This window comes from Streptomyces sp. NPDC052036, assembly GCF_040680495.1.
Classification (GTDB): domain Bacteria; phylum Actinomycetota; class Actinomycetes; order Streptomycetales; family Streptomycetaceae; genus Streptomyces.
In genome coordinates this window covers 262874-279340 of the sequence record NZ_JBFAWW010000004.1, presented here as the reverse complement: position 1 = coordinate 279340, position 16467 = coordinate 262874, and the positions used below count along the sequence as shown (strand labels likewise).

At 72.4% G+C, this 16467-nt stretch carries 16 protein-coding genes; 11 read left to right on the top strand and 5 right to left on the bottom strand.

Annotated features, from left to right (window positions below):
• Positions 1–176 precede the first annotated feature (176 nt).
• The 6 genes from cobM to cobC are packed head-to-tail and all read left to right on the top strand — an operon-like array spanning position 177 to position 6491.
• On the top strand, positions 177–995 hold the full coding sequence (gene cobM, locus AB0L95_RS09545; RefSeq protein ID WP_365159443.1) for a precorrin-4 C(11)-methyltransferase: 819 nt from the start codon (positions 177–179) through the stop codon (positions 993–995).
• Positions 992–2233, top strand: a complete 1242-nt coding sequence (cbiE, locus tag AB0L95_RS09540) for a precorrin-6y C5,15-methyltransferase (decarboxylating) subunit CbiE (RefSeq protein ID WP_365159440.1) — start codon at positions 992–994, stop codon at positions 2231–2233. The genes cobM and cbiE overlap by 4 nt, the downstream gene beginning before the upstream one ends.
• The gene (gene cobJ, locus AB0L95_RS09535; RefSeq protein ID WP_365159437.1) at positions 2230–3912 is read left to right on the top strand and encodes a precorrin-3B C(17)-methyltransferase; all 1683 of its coding nucleotides are present in this window, start codon (positions 2230–2232) and stop codon (positions 3910–3912) included. Before cbiE ends, cobJ begins: the two co-directional genes overlap by 4 nt.
• Positions 3909–4493, top strand: coding sequence for a precorrin-8X methylmutase (locus AB0L95_RS09530; protein WP_365159434.1), 585 nt, complete (start codon positions 3909–3911; stop codon positions 4491–4493). Before cobJ ends, AB0L95_RS09530 begins: the two co-directional genes overlap by 4 nt.
• Positions 4490–5428, top strand: a complete 939-nt coding sequence (locus AB0L95_RS09525) for a sirohydrochlorin chelatase (protein ID WP_365159431.1) — start codon at positions 4490–4492, stop codon at positions 5426–5428. Before AB0L95_RS09530 ends, AB0L95_RS09525 begins: the two co-directional genes overlap by 4 nt.
• Positions 5418–6491: an Rv2231c family pyridoxal phosphate-dependent protein CobC gene (gene cobC / locus AB0L95_RS09520; protein WP_365159429.1), complete on the top strand. Its 1074-nt coding sequence runs from the start codon at positions 5418–5420 to the stop codon at positions 6489–6491. The genes AB0L95_RS09525 and cobC overlap by 11 nt, the downstream gene beginning before the upstream one ends.
• A 72-nt stretch (positions 6492–6563) precedes the next feature.
• Here cobC and AB0L95_RS09515 read toward each other — a convergent pair whose 3' ends face one another.
• The 5 genes from AB0L95_RS09515 to AB0L95_RS09495 form a co-directional block, all read right to left on the bottom strand.
• A complete protein-coding gene (locus AB0L95_RS09515) occupies positions 6564–7526 on the bottom strand; it encodes an SCO1860 family LAETG-anchored protein (protein WP_365159426.1) in 963 nt (320 codons plus the stop codon).
• A 284-nt stretch (positions 7527–7810) separates the two neighbouring features.
• The gene (locus AB0L95_RS09510; protein WP_365159423.1) at positions 7811–8902 is read right to left on the bottom strand and encodes an amidohydrolase family protein; all 1092 of its coding nucleotides are present in this window, start codon (positions 8900–8902) and stop codon (positions 7811–7813) included.
• A gap of 35 nt (positions 8903–8937) precedes the next feature.
• Positions 8938–9732 (bottom strand): amino acid ABC transporter ATP-binding protein, encoded by a 795-nt coding sequence (locus tag AB0L95_RS09505; protein ID WP_365159420.1) that lies wholly within the window; start codon positions 9730–9732, stop codon positions 8938–8940.
• On the bottom strand, positions 9729–10574 hold the full coding sequence (locus AB0L95_RS09500; RefSeq protein WP_365159418.1) for an amino acid ABC transporter permease: 846 nt from the start codon (positions 10572–10574) through the stop codon (positions 9729–9731). The genes AB0L95_RS09505 and AB0L95_RS09500 overlap by 4 nt, the downstream gene beginning before the upstream one ends.
• On the bottom strand, positions 10571–11422 hold the full coding sequence (locus tag AB0L95_RS09495; RefSeq protein ID WP_365159415.1) for a transporter substrate-binding domain-containing protein: 852 nt from the start codon (positions 11420–11422) through the stop codon (positions 10571–10573). The genes AB0L95_RS09500 and AB0L95_RS09495 overlap by 4 nt, the downstream gene beginning before the upstream one ends.
• Before the next feature lie 229 nt (positions 11423–11651).
• On the opposite strand from AB0L95_RS09495, the gene AB0L95_RS09490 reads away from it, so the two are divergent.
• The 5 genes from AB0L95_RS09490 (at position 11652) to thpD (ending at position 16414) form a co-directional block, all read left to right on the top strand.
• Complete coding sequence (locus AB0L95_RS09490) at positions 11652–12758, top strand: aminotransferase class V-fold PLP-dependent enzyme (RefSeq protein ID WP_365159654.1); 1107 nt, start codon at positions 11652–11654, stop codon at positions 12756–12758.
• Positions 12759–13203: 445 nt separating this feature from the next.
• Positions 13204–13746, top strand: a complete 543-nt coding sequence (gene ectA / locus AB0L95_RS09485) for a diaminobutyrate acetyltransferase (protein WP_365159412.1) — start codon at positions 13204–13206, stop codon at positions 13744–13746.
• A gap of 85 nt (positions 13747–13831) precedes the next feature.
• Positions 13832–15103 (top strand): diaminobutyrate--2-oxoglutarate transaminase, encoded by a 1272-nt coding sequence (gene ectB, locus AB0L95_RS09480; RefSeq protein WP_365159409.1) that lies wholly within the window; start codon positions 13832–13834, stop codon positions 15101–15103.
• Positions 15104–15123: 20 nt separating this feature from the next.
• Positions 15124–15522, top strand: coding sequence for an ectoine synthase (locus AB0L95_RS09475; protein WP_365159406.1), 399 nt, complete (start codon positions 15124–15126; stop codon positions 15520–15522).
• A gap of 1 nt (position 15523) precedes the next feature.
• Positions 15524–16414, top strand: coding sequence for an ectoine hydroxylase (thpD, locus tag AB0L95_RS09470; RefSeq protein ID WP_365159403.1), 891 nt, complete (start codon positions 15524–15526; stop codon positions 16412–16414).
• Positions 16415–16467: the final 53 nt, after the last annotated feature.

Here is a 16467-nt window from a genome sequence, read left to right as displayed (position 1 = left end):
GGACCGGCCCGTTCGCGTGCACCGCGAGGCCGTCGAACCGCAGGGGCCGACCGCGCGCGACGAAGGCCGCCCTGACCCTTGGCCGCCCGACCGCCCCGGAGCGCACCGGACGGGCGGCCGAGTGCGCACCCGTGTTCCGCACCGCCCGAGTTTCCGCAGGAGAGGACCGATTCCCCATGGCCGATGCCCCCACCGGCAAGGTGACCTTCGTCGGCGCCGGCCCCGGCGCCGCCGATCTGCTGACGTTCCGTGCCGCGCGTGCCATCGCCGAGGCCGACGTCGTGATCTGGGCGGCCAGCCTGGTGCAGGCGGAGGTCCTCGACCACGCGCGTGAGGGCGCCGAGATCCTGGACTCGGCGGCCATGTCCCTGGAGGACGTCGTCGCCGTGTACGAGCGGGCCCGTGCGCAGGGCCTGCGGGTGGCCCGTATCCACTCCGGCGACCCGGCCCTGTGGGGCGGTACGCAGGAGCAGCTGGACCGGTGTGCCGGGATCGGCATCGAGACCGAGGTCGTACCAGGTGTCTCCGCCTTCTCCGCGGTCGCCGCGCTCGCGCAGCGGGAGCTGACGATCCCCGAGGTCGCCCAGTCCGTCGTGCTGACCCGGCTCGGCGGCGGCAAGACGCCGATGCCGCCCGGGGAGGAGGTGCGCGAGTTCGCCCGGCACGGCACCACGATGGCGATCTTCCTGTCGGCGGCCCGCAGCGGCCAGCTGGTGCGGGAGCTGCTGGAGGGCGGCTATCCGACGACCACCCCGGTCGTGGTCGCCTACCAGGCGACCTGGCCGGAGGAGCTGATGGTCAGGTGCACCCTCGGCACGCTGGAGGAGACCGTCAAGGAACACAAGCTGTGGAAGCACACGCTGTTCCTGGTCGGCCCGGCGCTGGACGCGCACGGCACCCGTTCGCATCTGTACCACCCCGGGCACTTCCACGGTTACCGCAAGGCCGACCCCGAGGCCCGCAAGGCGCTGCGCTCCCAGGGCGCGAGCACATGATCACGGTCGTCGGTACGGGCACGGTGGCGCCCCTCCCCGCCGAGGCGGTCGCCGGGGCGGACGTGGTGGTGGGCGCCCGGCGGCATCTGGCGGCGGCCCGGCTGCCCGAGCAGGCGGAGCAGATCGTTCTCGGGCCGCTGGCGCCCGCCCTCGACGCGATCGAGCGGTACCTCGACAAGGGACGGCGGGTGGCCGTGCTCGCCTCCGGGGACCCCGCGTTCTTCGGGATCGTCCGCGCGCTGGCCGAACGGTTCGGGCCCGAGCGGCTGGACGTACGGCCGGGTGTCTCCTCCGTGGCCGCCGCCTTCGCGCGGCTCGGGCTGCCGTGGGACGACGCGGTGGTGGTGAGCGCGCACGGCCGCGCGCTGCGGACGGCGGTGCAGGTGTGCCGGGCGCGGCCGAAGGTCGCCGTGCTGACCGGTCCGGGCGCCGGCCCCGCCGAGCTGGGGGCGGCGCTCGCCGGCGGCCCCGGCGAGCGGCTGCTCGTCGTGGCGAGCGCACTCGGCGATCCGGAGCACGAGCGTGTCGAGCGGGTGACGCCCGCCGAGGCCGCGGGGCGTGACTGGGGTGCGGCGGTCAGCGTGGTGCTGTGCCTGGATCCGGCGGCGGCGCTCGGGCCGGTCCGTACGGTGGCGGGGCCGCCGCCCGGGCCGAGCGTCTGGGCCCTGGAGGAGAGTGCGTTCGCCCACCGCGACTCGATGATCACCAAGTTCGAGGTCCGTGCGCTGGCGCTGGCCCGGCTGGGGCCGCGCCTGGGCGATCTGGTCTGGGACATCGGCTCGGGCTCGGGGTCGGTGGCCGTGGAGTGCGCACGGCTGGGTGCGGCCGTCAGCGCGGTCGAGAAGACGGCGGACGGAGTCGCCCGGATCCGCGCCAACGCCACGGCGCACGGCGTCGACGTCCAGGTGGTGCACGGCGCCGCCCCGGACGCGCTGGCCGGTCTGGACGAGCCCGACGCCGTGTTCATCGGGGGCGGCGGACGCGAGCTGCCCGCCATCGTGACCGCGTGCGCGCGACGGGCCCGGCGGGCTGTGGTGATCGCCATGGCCGCGCTGGACCGCGTCCCCGCGGCGCGCGAGGCGCTGATCGCGGCCGGGTTCGACTGCGACGGGGTGCTGTTGCAGTCGTCGCGGCTCGCGCCGCTGCCGGGGGACGTGACCCGGCTCGCGGCGACCAACCCTGTTTTCCTGCTGTGGGGCACGCGGCCTCCGGCGCGTAGCGAAGGAGTTGCTCAGTGATCGGCCTCATTTCCGCCACCGCGGCGGGGGCGGCTGCGCGGGACCGGCTGGCGGCGGCCTGGCCCGGCCGGACGCGGGTGTACGACGGCCCGGTCGGGGACGCCGTACGGGCCGCGTTCGCGGAGTGCGAGCAGCTCGTGTGCCTCCTGGCGACCGGCGCGGTCGTCCGGCTTGTCGCCCCGCTGCTGGGCGACAAGGTGTCCGACCCGGGTGTGGTGTGCGTCGACGAGGGCGGACGGTTCGCGGTGTCCCTGGTCGGCGGGCACGCGGGCGGGGCCAATGATCTCGCCCGGGCGGTGGGCGAGGTGCTGGGGGCCGCGCCCGTGGTGACGACCGCGACGGACGCGGTGGGACTGCCGGGCCTGGACACGCTCGGGCTCCCGGTCGAGGGCGATGTCGCCGGGGTCTCGCGGGCGCTGCTCGACGGGGAGCCGGTGGCCCTGGCGGCGGAGGTGGACTGGCCGCTGCCGCCGTTGCCCCTCGCCGCGGCGGGCTCGTACACGATCCGGGTCACGGACCGGGCCGTCGCGCCCGCCGAGCGTGAGGTGGTGCTGCGGCCGCCGTCCCTGGTCGTCGGCGTCGGCGCCTCCCGGGGCGCTCCCGTCGCGGAGGTCCTGGAGCTCGTCGAGGGCGCGCTGCGGGAGGCCGGGCTCAGCGCCGCGTCGCTCGCCGCGCTCGCCACCGTCGACGCCAAGGCCGGCGAGCCCGGCATCGTGGCGGCGGCCGAGCGGCTCGGGGTGCCCGTGGTGACGTATCCCGCCGAGCAGTTGGCGAAGGTCGAGGTGCCCAACCCCTCCGACGCGCCGCTCGCCGCGGTCGGCACACCGTCCGTCGCGGAGGCCGCCGCGCTGGCGGCCGGCGGTCAACTCCTGGTCCCCAAGCGCAAGTCGGCCGGGACCCCGGCGACGGCGACCTGTGCCGTGGTCCGCAGGCCGGGGCGCGGGCGGCTCGCCGTCGTCGGCCTCGGCCCCGGTGCCCGGGACCTGCTGACGCCGCGCGCGAAGGCGGAACTGCGGCGCGCTTCGGTGCTGGTCGGGCTCGACCAGTACGTCGACCAGATCCGCGATCTGCTGCGGCCCGGCACCCGGGTCCTTCAGTCGGGGCTCGGCGCCGAGGAGGAGCGGGCCCGCACGGCGGTCGCCGAGGCCCGCAAGGGCCGCGCGGTGGCGCTGATCGGCAGCGGGGACGCCGGGGTGTACGCGATGGCGTCGCCCGCGCTGGCCGAGGCCTCCGACGACATCGACGTGATCGGGGTGCCCGGGGTCACGGCGGCGCTCGCGGCCGGGGCGATCCTCGGCGCGCCCCTGGGCCACGACCATGTGTCGATCAGCCTGTCCGACCTGCACACCCCCTGGGAGGTCATCGAGCGGCGAGTGCGGGCCGCGGCCGAGGCGGACCTCGTCGTGACCTTCTACAACCCGCGCAGCCGGGGCCGCGACTGGCAGCTGCCCAAGGCGCTCGCGATCCTCGCCGGACACCGGGCGGCGGCGACGCCGGTCGGTGTCGTACGCAACGCGTCCCGGCCGGACGAATCGAGCCGGGTGACGACCCTGGCCGGTCTCGACCCGGCGACGGTCGACATGATGACGGTCGTGACCGTGGGCAACACGGCGACCCGTGAGATCGCGGGGCGCATGGTCACGCCGCGCGGCTACCGCTGGCAGGAGGAGCCCCGGTGAACCGTGTGGTCCACCCGATCGAACAGGAGTCGTTCCGGCGGCTGCGCGCCCGCCTGGACACCTCGCACTTGCCGTCGCTGACCCGGGCGGTGGTGGAGCGGGTCATCCACTCGGCCGCCGACCTGGAGTACGCGAGCGATCTCGTGCTGGACGAGGCCGAGCTGGTCCGGGCGCACGCCGCGCTGCACGACGGGGCGCCGGTGGTCGTGGACGTGGAGATGGTGGCCGCCGGGATCACCCGGCGCGAGACCGTCTGCCGGCTGAAGGACGCCGGGTCCGGCCCCGGGATGACGCGTTCGGCGCATGCGATCCGGCTGGCGTACGAAGACGTGGGCCCCGGAGCGATCTGGGTGATCGGCTGTGCGCCGACCGCCCTGGAGGAGCTGCTGACCCTGGACGCCGCCCCCGCGCTCGTCATCGGTCTGCCCGTCGGCTTCGTCGGCGCCGCCGAGTCCAAGGCAGCGCTGCGCGAGAGCGGGCTGCCCGCCGTGAGCAACGTGTCCGAGAAGGGCGGCTCGGCGGTCGCCGCCGCCGCGCTCAACGCCTTGCTGTACCACCCCACTTCGAAGGAGACCCTGTGACCACCCCGCCGCCCGCCCTGCTCATCGCCGGCCATGGCACCCGGGACGAGGCCGGAGCCGAGGCGTTCCGCGACTTCGTACGGGAGCTGGGGCGCCGCCACCCCGAACTGCCTGTCGCGGGCGGCTTCATCGAGCTGTCGCCGCCGCCGCTGGGCGAGGCGGTGGCCGAGCTGGTGGAGCGGGGGGTGCGCCGGTTCGCCGCCGTGCCGCTGATGCTGGTGTCCGCCGGGCACGCCAAGGGCGACATCCCGGCGGCGCTGGCCCGCGAGAAGGAGCGGCACCCCGGGATCTCGTACACCTACGGCCGTCCGCTCGGCCCGCACCCGGCACTGCTGTCGGTGCTGGAGCGGCGGCTCGACGAGGCGCTGGGCGGCTCGGCCCGCGCGCCCGAGGACCGGGCCGCGGTGACCGTGCTGCTGGTGGGCCGGGGCTCCACCGACCCCGACGCCAACGCCGAGGTCCACAAGGCGGCGCGGCTGCTGTGGGAGGGGCGCGGGTACGCGGGCGTGGAGACGGCGTTCGTGTCACTGGCGGCTCCGGATGTGCCGAGCGGCCTCGACCGGTGCGCGCGGCTGGGCGCCAAGCGGATCGTCGTGCTGCCGTACTTCCTGTTCACGGGCATCCTGCCGGACCGGGTGCGGCAGCAGACCGAGGGCTGGGCGGCGGCGCACCCGGACGTCGAGGTGCGCTCGGCGGATGTCATCGGGCCGGAGCCGGAGCTGCTCGATCTGGTGATGGAGCGGTACCAGGAGGCGGTGCGCGGGGATCTGCGGATGAACTGCGACTCGTGTGTGTACCGGATCGCGCTGCCGGGCTTCGAGGACAAGGTGGGGCTGCCGCAGCAGCCGCACTTCCACCCCGACGACGATGGTCACGACCATGGGCATGGGCATCACCACCACCACGGTGGGCACACCCACTCCCATGCGCACTGAACACGACGGCGGCCCACATGATCTGCGGCACCACGGGGACGCCGAGGTCCGGGACGACGGGGCGGCGCTGACCGACCTCGCGGTGAACGTGCGCGCGGACACGCCCCCGGTGTGGCTGCGCGAGGTGATCGCCGGGTCGCTGGACGGGCTCGCGGCGTACCCCGACGGGCGGGCCGCCCGCGCGGCGGTGGCGGCGCGGCACGGCCTGCCCGTCGAGCGGGTGCTGCTCACGGCGGGCGCGGCCGAGGCGTTCGTGCTGCTCGCGCGGGCCCTGAAGGTGCGTCAACCGATCGTGGTGCACCCGCAGTTCACGGAGCCGGAGGCGGCGCTGCGGGACGCCGGGTATGCGGTGGGCCGGGTCCTGCTGCGGCAGCGGGACGGCTTCCGCCTGGATGCGTCGCTGGTGCCGGAGGACGCGGACCTCGTGCTGATCGGCAATCCGACGAACCCGACGTCGGTGCTGCACCCGGCGGCCTCGGTCATCGAACTTGCCCGTCCCGGACGCACGTTGGTGGTCGACGAGGCGTTCATGGACGCGGTGCCCGGGGAGCGGGAGGCGCTGGCGGGCCGCACGGACGTGCCCGGTCTGGTGGTCCTGCGCAGTCTGACCAAGACCTGGGGGCTGGCGGGCCTGCGCATCGGCTATGTCCTGGCCGACCCGGGGACGATCGCCGAGCTGGAACGGGCGCAGCCGCTGTGGCCGGTGTCCACGCCCGCGCTCGCGGCGGCCGAGGCATGTGTGTCGCCCCGGGCGCTGGCGGAGGCGGCGCACGCGGCGCACCGGGTGGCGGCGGACCGGGCGCATCTGGTGGCGGGGCTACGGGAGTTTCGGCCCGACGGACTGCAGGTGGTCGAGCCGGCCGAGGGCCCGTTCGTGCTGATCCGTCTGGCGCGGGCGGCGGCCGTGCGCCGCCATCTGCGGGACCTGGGCTTCGCGGTGCGGCGCGGGGACACGTTCCCGGGCCTGAACGAGGAGTGGCTACGGCTGGCGGTGCGGGACCGGGCGACGGTGAACCGCTTCGTGCAGGCCCTGGACCGTGCGGTGACGCTGGCGGGACGGTGAGTCCGGCGCGGGGCGGTCCGTCCGGCGATGGGCGGTAGGGCGGGCGCCGGACGGGCCGGCGCCGGACTGAGGTCAGCCGCGACGGCGGCGCGCCAGGCCCACCGCTCCGCCGCCCGCCACGAGCAGTACGACCGCGCCGCCCAGGACGTACGGGGTCACCGTGCTCGCTCCGGTCTCCGCGAGCCCGGACTTCTTCACGGGCGCCCCCTGCGGTTTCAGGTCCTCGGCGGGGTGGGTGCCGACGGCAGTGGGAGCAGCCGGTGCACCGCCGTTCGCGGTGGGGGCCGCGGGTGCGCCGCCGTCGGTGGCAGGGGCCCCGGGCGCCTCGCAGGTGACGCCGCCCAGCGTCATGGTCCCCTGCACCTCCGCCACGTTCAGCTTCAGCGGGTTCACGGTCACCGTCAGCCGCAGCGCGGCGGCCGCCGCCGTCCGTGAGGTCGTGCTGGTCGGCGACACCTCCAGCCGGACCTCCCCGACACCGGGCACCTTCACGTCCGAGGGGCCGCCCGCCGTCACCCTCACCTTTCGGCCGAGCACCGTCACCGCGCCCAGCAGGTCGGCTGCGGCGACCGGCTTCTTCCCGGCCTCGCACACGGCCTTCGAGGTGACGCCCTCGACCTCGATCAGGGACAGCAGGGGCAGTCCGGGCACATGGACCCGGGCGTGCACGAGGCGGGTGGAGCCCTCCGCCCTGGTCGCGGACACCGTGGCGTTCGCCGTGGCGACGTCGGCGGCGAGCACATTGAACGGTTGTCCGCCGTCGACGCCGTCGAGACGGGCCGACAGGGCGGTCCGGTCCGCGCTGTCCGGCGCCTCCACGGCGTTGAGGGAGACGGTGAGCGGGACGTTCACGGTCTTGTTGGCCAGGGACACCTCCAGCCCGGTGCGCAGAACGGCGGCGCTCGCCCGCCCGTGGTTCTCGGTGGCGGAGGCGGAACCGGCGCCGGCGAGCACGGTGGGACCGGCGGCGAGGGCGGTGGCCAGCGCGACGGTGGCCAGTCGGCAGGCGGGCAGGCGGGAAGTGGTGCCGTTCACGGGTGGGACCCCCAGGTAAGTCAGGCTAGAGCTGCGAACAAAATGGGAGCCGGGCGCCCATTTTGTTCGCAGCTCTTAGGACCCGGAAAGAATCGCGGCACCGCGAGCACACCGTCAGCGATACGGGACCACTTCACCCCATCGTGGATGTTTCGCGCATTTTTTCGAAAACGACGGCACGCCTGTTCACTCGCGCCTCCCGGACATCCCCCACACCGGGGGCGCGAAGGGGGCGTACGGGGTCGTCGGTGGCGAGGGCGACCCGGGGCCCGCCCAGCCCGCCCCTAACCGACGATCCGCCCGTTCAGCACCACGCGCCGCGGCGCCGCCAGCACCCGGACGTCCGCGCGGGGGTCCGCCTCGTACACCACGAGGTCGGCCGGCGCCCCCTCCTCCAGGCCGGGCCGACCCAGCCAGCGCCGGGCGCCCCACGCGGTCGCGGACAGGGCGGCCACCGGCGGGATGCCCGCCGTCACCAGCTCGGCCACCTCGCCGGCCACCAGACCGTGCGCCAGCGAACCGCCCGCGTCGGTGCCGACGTACACGGGGATCCCGGCGTCGTACGCGGCGCGCACGGTGTCGTAGCGCCGCTCGTGGAGCTGTCGCATATGGGCCGACCAGCGCGGGAACTTCGACTCCCCGCCCCGGGCGAGCCGCGGGAAGGTCGCGATGTTCACCAGGGTCGGGACGATCGCGACGCCCCGCTCCGCGAACAGCGGGATCGTCTCCTCCGTGAGACCCGTCGCGTGCTCGATGCAGTCGATGCCCGCCTCGACCAGATCGCGCAGCGAATCCTCCGCGAAGCAGTGCGCGGTGACCCGCGCCCCCAGCCGGTGCGCCTCCGCGATCGCCGCCAGGACGGCCTCGCGCGGCCAGCAGGCGGTCAGGTCCCCGGCATCCCGGTCGATCCAGTCGCCGACGAGCTTGACCCAGCCGTCGCCGCGCCCGGCCTCCTGGGCGACATAGGCGACCAGGTCCTCGGGCTCGATCTCCCAGGCGTAGTTGCGGATGTAGCGGCGGGTGCGCGCGATGTGCCGGCCGGCCCGGATGATCTTCGGCAGGTCGTCGCGGTCGTCGATCCAGCGGGTGTCCGACGGGGACCCCGCGTCACGGATCAGCAGGGTGCCGGCGTCCCGGTCGGTCAGCGCCTGCTTCTCGGCGACGTCCTCGGAGACGGGTCCATGGGCGTCGAGGCCGACATGGCAGTGCGCGTCGACGAGACCGGGCAGCGCCCAGCCCTCGACGGTACGGACGTCCCGGGCCCCGGACGGCCGGTCGTAGGAGATCCGGCCGTCGACCATCCACAGCTCGTCCCGGACCTCCTCCGGCCCGACGAGCACCCGCCCCTTCACGTGCAGCACCGCGTGATCGCTCATGTACCGCACCCTAGTCCGGCCCCCTGGTCCGCCCGCTAGGCCTTCCCGGCCGCCCGGTCGGAGGTCCCCTCCTCCACCTGGGCCATCGCGGGGTCGAGGAGCCGGGCCAGGAAGTGCCGGGTGCGCTCGTGCCGGGGGTCGCCGATGACCTGGTCGGGGGTGCCGTCCTCAACGACCACGCCGCCGTCCATGAACACGACCCGGTCGGCGACCTCCCGGGCGAAGGACATCTCGTGGGTGACGACCATCATCGTCATGCCCTCGTCGGCGAGCATCCGCATCACGGCGAGCACGTCGCCCACCAGCTCGGGGTCGAGGGCCGAGGTCGGCTCGTCGAAGAGCATCACCTCGGGGCCCATGGCGAGCGCGCGGGCGATCGCCACGCGCTGCTGCTGGCCGCCGGAGAGGGAGGAGGGGTAGGCGTCCGCCTTCTCGGCGAGGCCCACGCGCCGCAGGTTCTCGGCGGCGATCCGCGCGGCCTGCGCCTTGTCCCGCTTGAGGACGCGGCGCTGCGGCAGGGCGAGGTTCTGGGTCACCGTGAGGTGCGGGAACAGATTGAACTGCTGGAACACCATGCCGATGCGGCGGCGTGCGGCGTCGATGTCCACGTCGGGGTCGGTCAGCTCGGTGCCGCCGACGAAGACCTGCCCCCGGGTGGGCTCTTCCAGGAGGTTCACACAGCGCAGCAGGGTGGACTTGCCGGAGCCGGACGGGCCGATGACGCAGACCACCTCGCCCTGGCCGATCTCCAGGTCGATGCCGCGCAGCACCTCGTTGTCGCCGAAGGACTTGTGCAGGTCCTGGATCCGGATCTCTGGGGTAGGGCTCACTTGACGGCCTCCTGGGCCTTGGCCTCCATACGGCGTACGACGAAGCCGAGCGGGATCGTGACCAGCAGGTAGCACAGGCCGGCCACCAGGATCGGTGTGGAGTTGGCCGTCTGGCTGGCCAGGTCGCGGCCGAACTTGGACAGTTCGCGCTCTTCCAGGGTGACGCCGAGGAACAGCACCAGCGAGGAGTCCTTGAAGAGCAGGACGAGTTCGTTGGTCAGCGGCGGGAGGATGATCCGGAACGCCTGCGGGATGATGATCGAGACCATGGCCCGGGCGGGCGAGAAGCCCAGCGAACGGGCCGCCTCCAGCTGTCCCTTGGGCACCGCCTGGATGCCCGCGCGGATGGTCTCCGCCATATAGGCCGCCGACACCAGGCCGAGCGCGAGGGCCACCTTGCCGTAGGTGCCGCCGATGATCTCCATCCCGGGGAAGGCCAGCGGCACGGCGACCCCGACGAAGATGAAGATCAACAGGGCGGGCAGACCGCGGAAGATCTCGATGTAGATGCCGGCGACCCACCGGTAGGGCCCCACGGACGACAGCCGCATCAGCGCGATGACCATGCCGAGCACCAGGCCGACGACGAAGCCGGACAGGGTGTAGAGCACGGTGTTCTTCAACGCCAGCGTGATGACGTCGGGGAACATCTGCTTCGCGATGTCCGCCTGCGCGAACTGGTTCTGCAGCCGCCCCCAGTCCGCCGAGACCGCCAGAGCGATCACGGCGGCGACGAAGACGGTGTACTGCGCGCCGCGCGAGAGCCTGCGCTTCTGGCGCCGGGTCAGCCCCTTCCTGCGCGGCGCGAGGGTCGGGACGGCCGTGTCCGCGGGGTCGCTCATGAGGCCGACGGCGAGGCGGCGGACGGGGTGTACGGGCCGATCCACTGCTCGTACAGCTTCTTGTACGTACCGTCGGCCTTGGCACCGGCGATCGCCTTGTTCACGGCCGCGAGGAGCTTCTTGTTGCCCTTCTTCACCGTGAAGCCGTACTGCTCGCCGGTGTTGAGGTTGTCGACCACCTTGAAGGCGTTCGCGTTCGCCTTGTCCTTGAGCCAGCTCTGGACGACCGGGTAGTCGATGATGACGGCCTGTACCTGGCCGGTGCGCAGACCGTTGATGACGGCGTCGGAGGACTCGAAGGAGATGGGGTCGAAGCCCTGCTTCCTGGCGTAGTCCTCACCCGTGGTCTGAGCCTGGGCGCCGAGCTTCTTGCCCTTGGCCTTCAGGTCGGCCAGCGAGTTGACGCCGCTCTTCTTGTCGACCAGGACGGCCTGGGTGGCGTCGAAGTACGGGTCGGAGAAGTCGACGTTCTTCTTGCGCTCGGGGGTGATGGTCATGCCGGCCGCGGCCACGTCGCACTCGCCGGAGTTGAGGAACGCGCCGGTCTTGAAGTTCTCGAAGGGCGTGTCGAGGATCTGCTGCTTCACCCCGAGGTCCTTGGCGACCAGGTCGATCAGCGAGACGTCGAAGCCCTGCACCTTGCCGTTGATCTCCGACTGGAAGGGCGGGTACGGCAGGTGCGTGCAGGTGGTGATCTGACCCGCCTTGACGAGGTCGACCCCGCCGGCGGCCGACTTGCCTGCGCTGCCGCCGCTGCCGCTCGAGGTACAGCCGGCCACGAGCACGGCGCCGGCCGTCGCGGTGACGGCGGCCAGGAAGCGGGCCCGGCGCCCGAGGAGCGTCTTCACGGGGGACCTCTCTGTGGGGTGTGGGGTGATGTGCGGGTTCCGATTATAAGGAAATGTTTGGGTCTCTCAAATTATTCCGATGGCTCCGGGCCCGTCCGACCTAAGAACCAACCAGCCGAAAGGGTGAAAGACCCGCCGGTTACGCTCGACTCGTCCACTCCGCGATCTACCCCGTGATCCCCCTGGTGATCCGCCCCGCGATCCACCCGTGACCGAAGAGAGCACCGCCGTGACGCACCCCTTCCTGGACCTCCCTCCGCTGAGCGCCTCCCGCTTCGCCTCGATCGAGGACCGTGTGGCACGGCTCATGTCCACCGAGCAGAACGTCGTGATCATGCAGGGCGAGGCGCTGCTGCCGCTGGAGGGCGCGATCCGCGGATGCGCCGGCCCCGGCACGACGGCACTGAACGTGATCACCGGCCCCTACGGGCAGACCTTCGGCGACTGGCTGCGGGACTGCGGGGCGACCGTGCACGACCTGGCCGTGCCGTTCCACACGGCGGTCACGGCGGCGCAGATCCGTGAGGCCCTCGCCGAGCACCCGGAGATCGACTTCGTGTCGCTGGTGCACGCGGAGGCGGCGACCGGCAACACCAACCCGGTCGAGGAGATCGGCGCGGTGGTGCGGGAGCACGGCGCGCTGTTCTATCTGGACGCCGTCGCGTCCATCGGCGCGGAGCCGGTGCTGCCGGATGCCTGGGGCGTGGATCTGTGCGTCATCGGAGCGCAGAAGGCCATGGGCGGGCCGGCCGGAGTGTCGGCGGTGTCGGTGAGCGAGCGGGCGTGGGCCCGGATGGCGGCGAACCCGACGGCGCCGCGCCGCTCGTACCTGTCGCTCCTGGACTGGAGGGAGCGCTGGATCGACGGCGGCCGCACCGCGCTGCTGCATGCGCCCGCACAGCTGGAGATGCTGGCCCTGGAGGCCTGTGTGGAGCGGATCGAGACGGCGGGCCTGGACGCCGTGACGGCCCGGCACCGGCGCGCCGCCGCGGCCACCCGGGCCGGCGCGGCGGCGCTCGGCGGGGGTCTGGAGCCGTTCGTACACAAGGACGCGGAGGCGGCGCCGGTCGCCACGACGCTGCGGACCCCGTCCGGGGTGGTCGCGTCGGAGCTGGTCGCTGCGGCGCTGCGGTCGGATCCCACGCTGCCGCTGGCCGCGGGCGGTGGCGCGCTGGCGAAGGAGATGATCCGGGTCAACCACTACGGGGCCGACGCGAGGCCCGAGGTCGTCCAGGCGAGCCTGGCCGCACTGGGGGCCGCGCTGCGCGACTCCGGGGCCACGGTGGACCCGGCGGCGGCCCGGCGGGCGGCGGCAGAGGCCTGGCCGCAGGACTGACGACGGACGGCACCGCCGCCCGTGATCCACGCACGTTCCCGCCCCCTCCCCGAGCCGGGGGGCGGGAACGCGGGCGTGCCGTCCCGAGTATGCCGCTTCCCCGGGTATCGCGAACCGAATAGGCATTGCGCCCGGAATCTTTACGCGCAATTATCGAATTAGCGCGAGGATAGAACCCATATTCTCCTGCCCGCTCCTCCCGAACCTAAACGCAAAGATTTCGCGAACACAGAGCGGCACAATTCGAGCAGATCTCGTGATGATTACATGGGTGTGACCGACTCCACACCCCAACCATTTTGCCCCGGTATTTTCAATGCATACCGGGCAAAAACGCCCTCGATCTCGCATGCCTGCACGCGCCCGCGTGATAACACATCCCTCGCTCGTCCGTAACCGCATTCGGCGATGCAATTTTCCATTCCGCTGGGTAAGTTCCAACGGCATGACCGCCGCACAAGCAGACCTGCAAGCGGAATTTCTGGAAAAGCCGGAGGAGCCCCGGATCGACCGTCCGAAGGTGGCGGACGGGGCCGCGCTCTGGCGCATCGCCAGGGATTCCGGACAACTCGACCTGAACTCCTCCTACAGCTATCTGCTGTGGTGCCGTGACTTCGCCGGCACCTCGGCCGTGGCGCGCAGCGGCTCCGACGGCCGGCCCGTCGGCTTCGTCACCGCGTACCTCCGGCCCGACCGGCCGCGCACCCTTCTGGTGTGGCAGGTGGCCGTGGACGCCGACCAGCGCGGGCGCGGACTCGCGGCACGGCTGCTGGACGGGCTGACGGCACGGGTCGCGGCCGAGCACGGGGTCACCGGGATCGAGACCACGATCACCCCGGGCAACACCGCCTCCGAGCGCCTGTTCGCCTCGTACGCCCGGCGTCATGGCGCGGCCGTCGAGACCGAGGTCCTCTTCGAGCGGGGCCAGTTCCCCGACGGACCCCACGACCCCGAGGTGCTCTACCGCATCGGTCCCCTCCCCGTCTGACTCCCCCACGAGCCCGGACCGCCCGCCGGCACTCCGGACTCCGCACTCCCCGGACACCCCCCCACGCACGAGGAGCGATTTCGCCGTGACCATCACCCAGCCGGACCTCAGTGTCTTCGAGACTCTCGAGTCGGAGGTGCGCAGCTACTGCCGCGGCTGGCCCACCGTCTTCGACCGCGCGCAGGGCAGCCGTATGCACGACGAGGACGGCCACGAGTACCTGGACTTCTTCGCCGGCGCGGGCTCGCTCAACTACGGCCACAACAACCCCGTACTCAAACGGGCGTTGATCGACTACCTGGAGCGGGACGGCGTCACCCACGGTCTGGACATGTCCACCGTCGCCAAACGGTCGTTCCTCCAGACGTTCCAGGACCTCGTGCTGCGCCCCCGCGATCTGCCGTACAAGGTCATGTTCCCGGGGCCCACGGGCACCAACGCGGTCGAGTCCGCGCTCAAACTGGCCCGGAAGGTGAAGGGGCGCGAGGCCATCGTGTCCTTCACCAACGCCTTCCACGGGATGTCCCTGGGCTCCCTGGCCGTCACCGGCAACGCCTTCAAGCGCGCCGGGGCCGGGATCCCGCTGGTGCACGGGACGCCCATGCCCTTCGACCACTACCTGGACGGGAAGGTTCCCGACTTCCTGTGGTTCGAGCGGCTGCTGGAGGACCAGGGCTCGGGGCTCAACCGCCCGGCCGCCGTGATCGTCGAGACCGTGCAGGGCGAGGGCGGCATCAACGTGGCCCGGCCCGAGTGGCTGCGGGGACTCGCCGACCTGTGCGCACGCCGTGACATGCTGCTGATCGTCGACGACATCCAGATGGGCTGTGGCCGTACCGGCGCCTTCTTCTCCTTCGAGGAGGCCGGGATCGTGCCGGACATCGTCACCGTGTCCAAGTCCATCAGCGGCTATGGGCTGCCCATGTCGCTGTGCCTGTTCAAGCCCGGCCTGGACATCTGGGAGCCGGGCGAGCACAACGGCACGTTCCGCGGCAACAACCCCGCGTTCGTCACGGCCACCGCCGCGCTGGAGACGTACTGGGCCGACGGATCCGCCATGGAGAAACAGACCCGGGCGCGCGGCGAGCAGGTCGAGCAGTGGCTGATCTCGATCACCGAGGAGAACCTCGCCGACGTCAAGGAGTACCGCGGGCGCGGGCTGGTGTGGGGCCTGGAGTTCCACGACAAGCAGCGCGCCGGGCGGGTCGCCCACCGCGCATTCGACCTCGGGCTGCTCGTGGAGACCTCGGGCCCCGAGAGCGAGGTCGTCAAGCTGCTGCCCGCCCTCACCATCACCCCGGAGGAACTGGACGAGGGCATGAGCGTCCTCGCCCGCGCCGTCCGGGAAACCGTCTAGCAAGAAGGAAGAACACCACCGTGATCGTCCGCTCGTTCAAGGACATCGAAGGCACCGACCGGCATGTGAAGGCGGCGTCCGGGACCTGGGAGAGCAAACGCATCGTCCTCTCCAAGGAGCGGGTCGGCTTCTCCCTCCACGAGACGGTCCTGTACGCGGGCACGGAGACGTCGATGTGGTACGCCAACCACATCGAGGCCGTCGTCTGCGTCGAGGGCGAGGCCGAACTCACCGACCACGAGACCGGGGAGACGTACTCGATCACTCCCGGCACCATGTACCTCCTCGACGGGCACGAGCGGCACACGCTGCGCGTCAAGGAGGACTTCCGCTGCATCTGTGTGTTCAACCCGCCCGTGACCGGACGGGAGGACCACGACGAGAACGGCGTCTATCCGCTGCTGACCGAGGAGGTGTGAAGTGACCGTGACCACCAGTGATCTGTACCCCAGCCGCGGCACCACCGAGGTGTCCGTCCCCCGTCAGGACCCGGTCGTCTGGGGCTCTCCCGACACGCCCGGCCCGGTCTCGACCGCCGACCTCCAGGCGTACGAGCGTGACGGCTTCCTCGCCGTCGACCAACTGATCAGCCCGGACGAGGTCGAGGTCTACCGCCGTGAACTGGACCGGCTCGTGACCGACCCGGCGATCCGCACCGACGAGCGGTCGATCGTGGAGCCGCAGTCGAAGGAGATCCGGTCCGTCTTCGAGGTCCACCGGATCAGTGAGGTGTTCGCGCGGCTGGTCCGCGACGAGCGCGTGGTCGGGCGAGCCCGGCAGATCCTCGGCTCGGACGTGTACGTCCACCAGTCGCGGATCAACGTCAAGCCGGGCTTCGGGGCCAGCGGCTTCTACTGGCACTCGGACTTCGAGACCTGGCACGCCGAGGACGGCCTGCCGAACATGCGGACGGTGTCCGTCTCGATCGCCCTGACCGAGAACCACGACACCAACGGCGGGCTCATGATCATGCCGGGCTCGCACCGGACGTTCCTGGGGTGCGCCGGGGCCACGCCGACGGACAACTACAAGAAGTCGCTGCAGATGCAGGACGCGGGCACGCCCTCCGACGAGGCGCTCACCGAGATGGCGGGCCGGTACGGCATCAAGCTGTTCACGGGCAAGGCCGGTTCGGCGACCTGGTTCGACTGCAACTGTATGCACGGCTCGGGGGACAACATCACCCCGTTCCCGCGCAGCAACGTCTTCATCGTGTTCAACAGCGTGGAGAACGCGGCGGTGGAACCGTTCGCGGCACCGGTGCGACGTCCTGAGTTCATCGGCGCGCGGGACTTCACTCCGGTGCGCTGAGCCGGTGTCCGCGCCGCACCGACCGCCGGGCCGGGGCCTTCTCGTGTGGGACG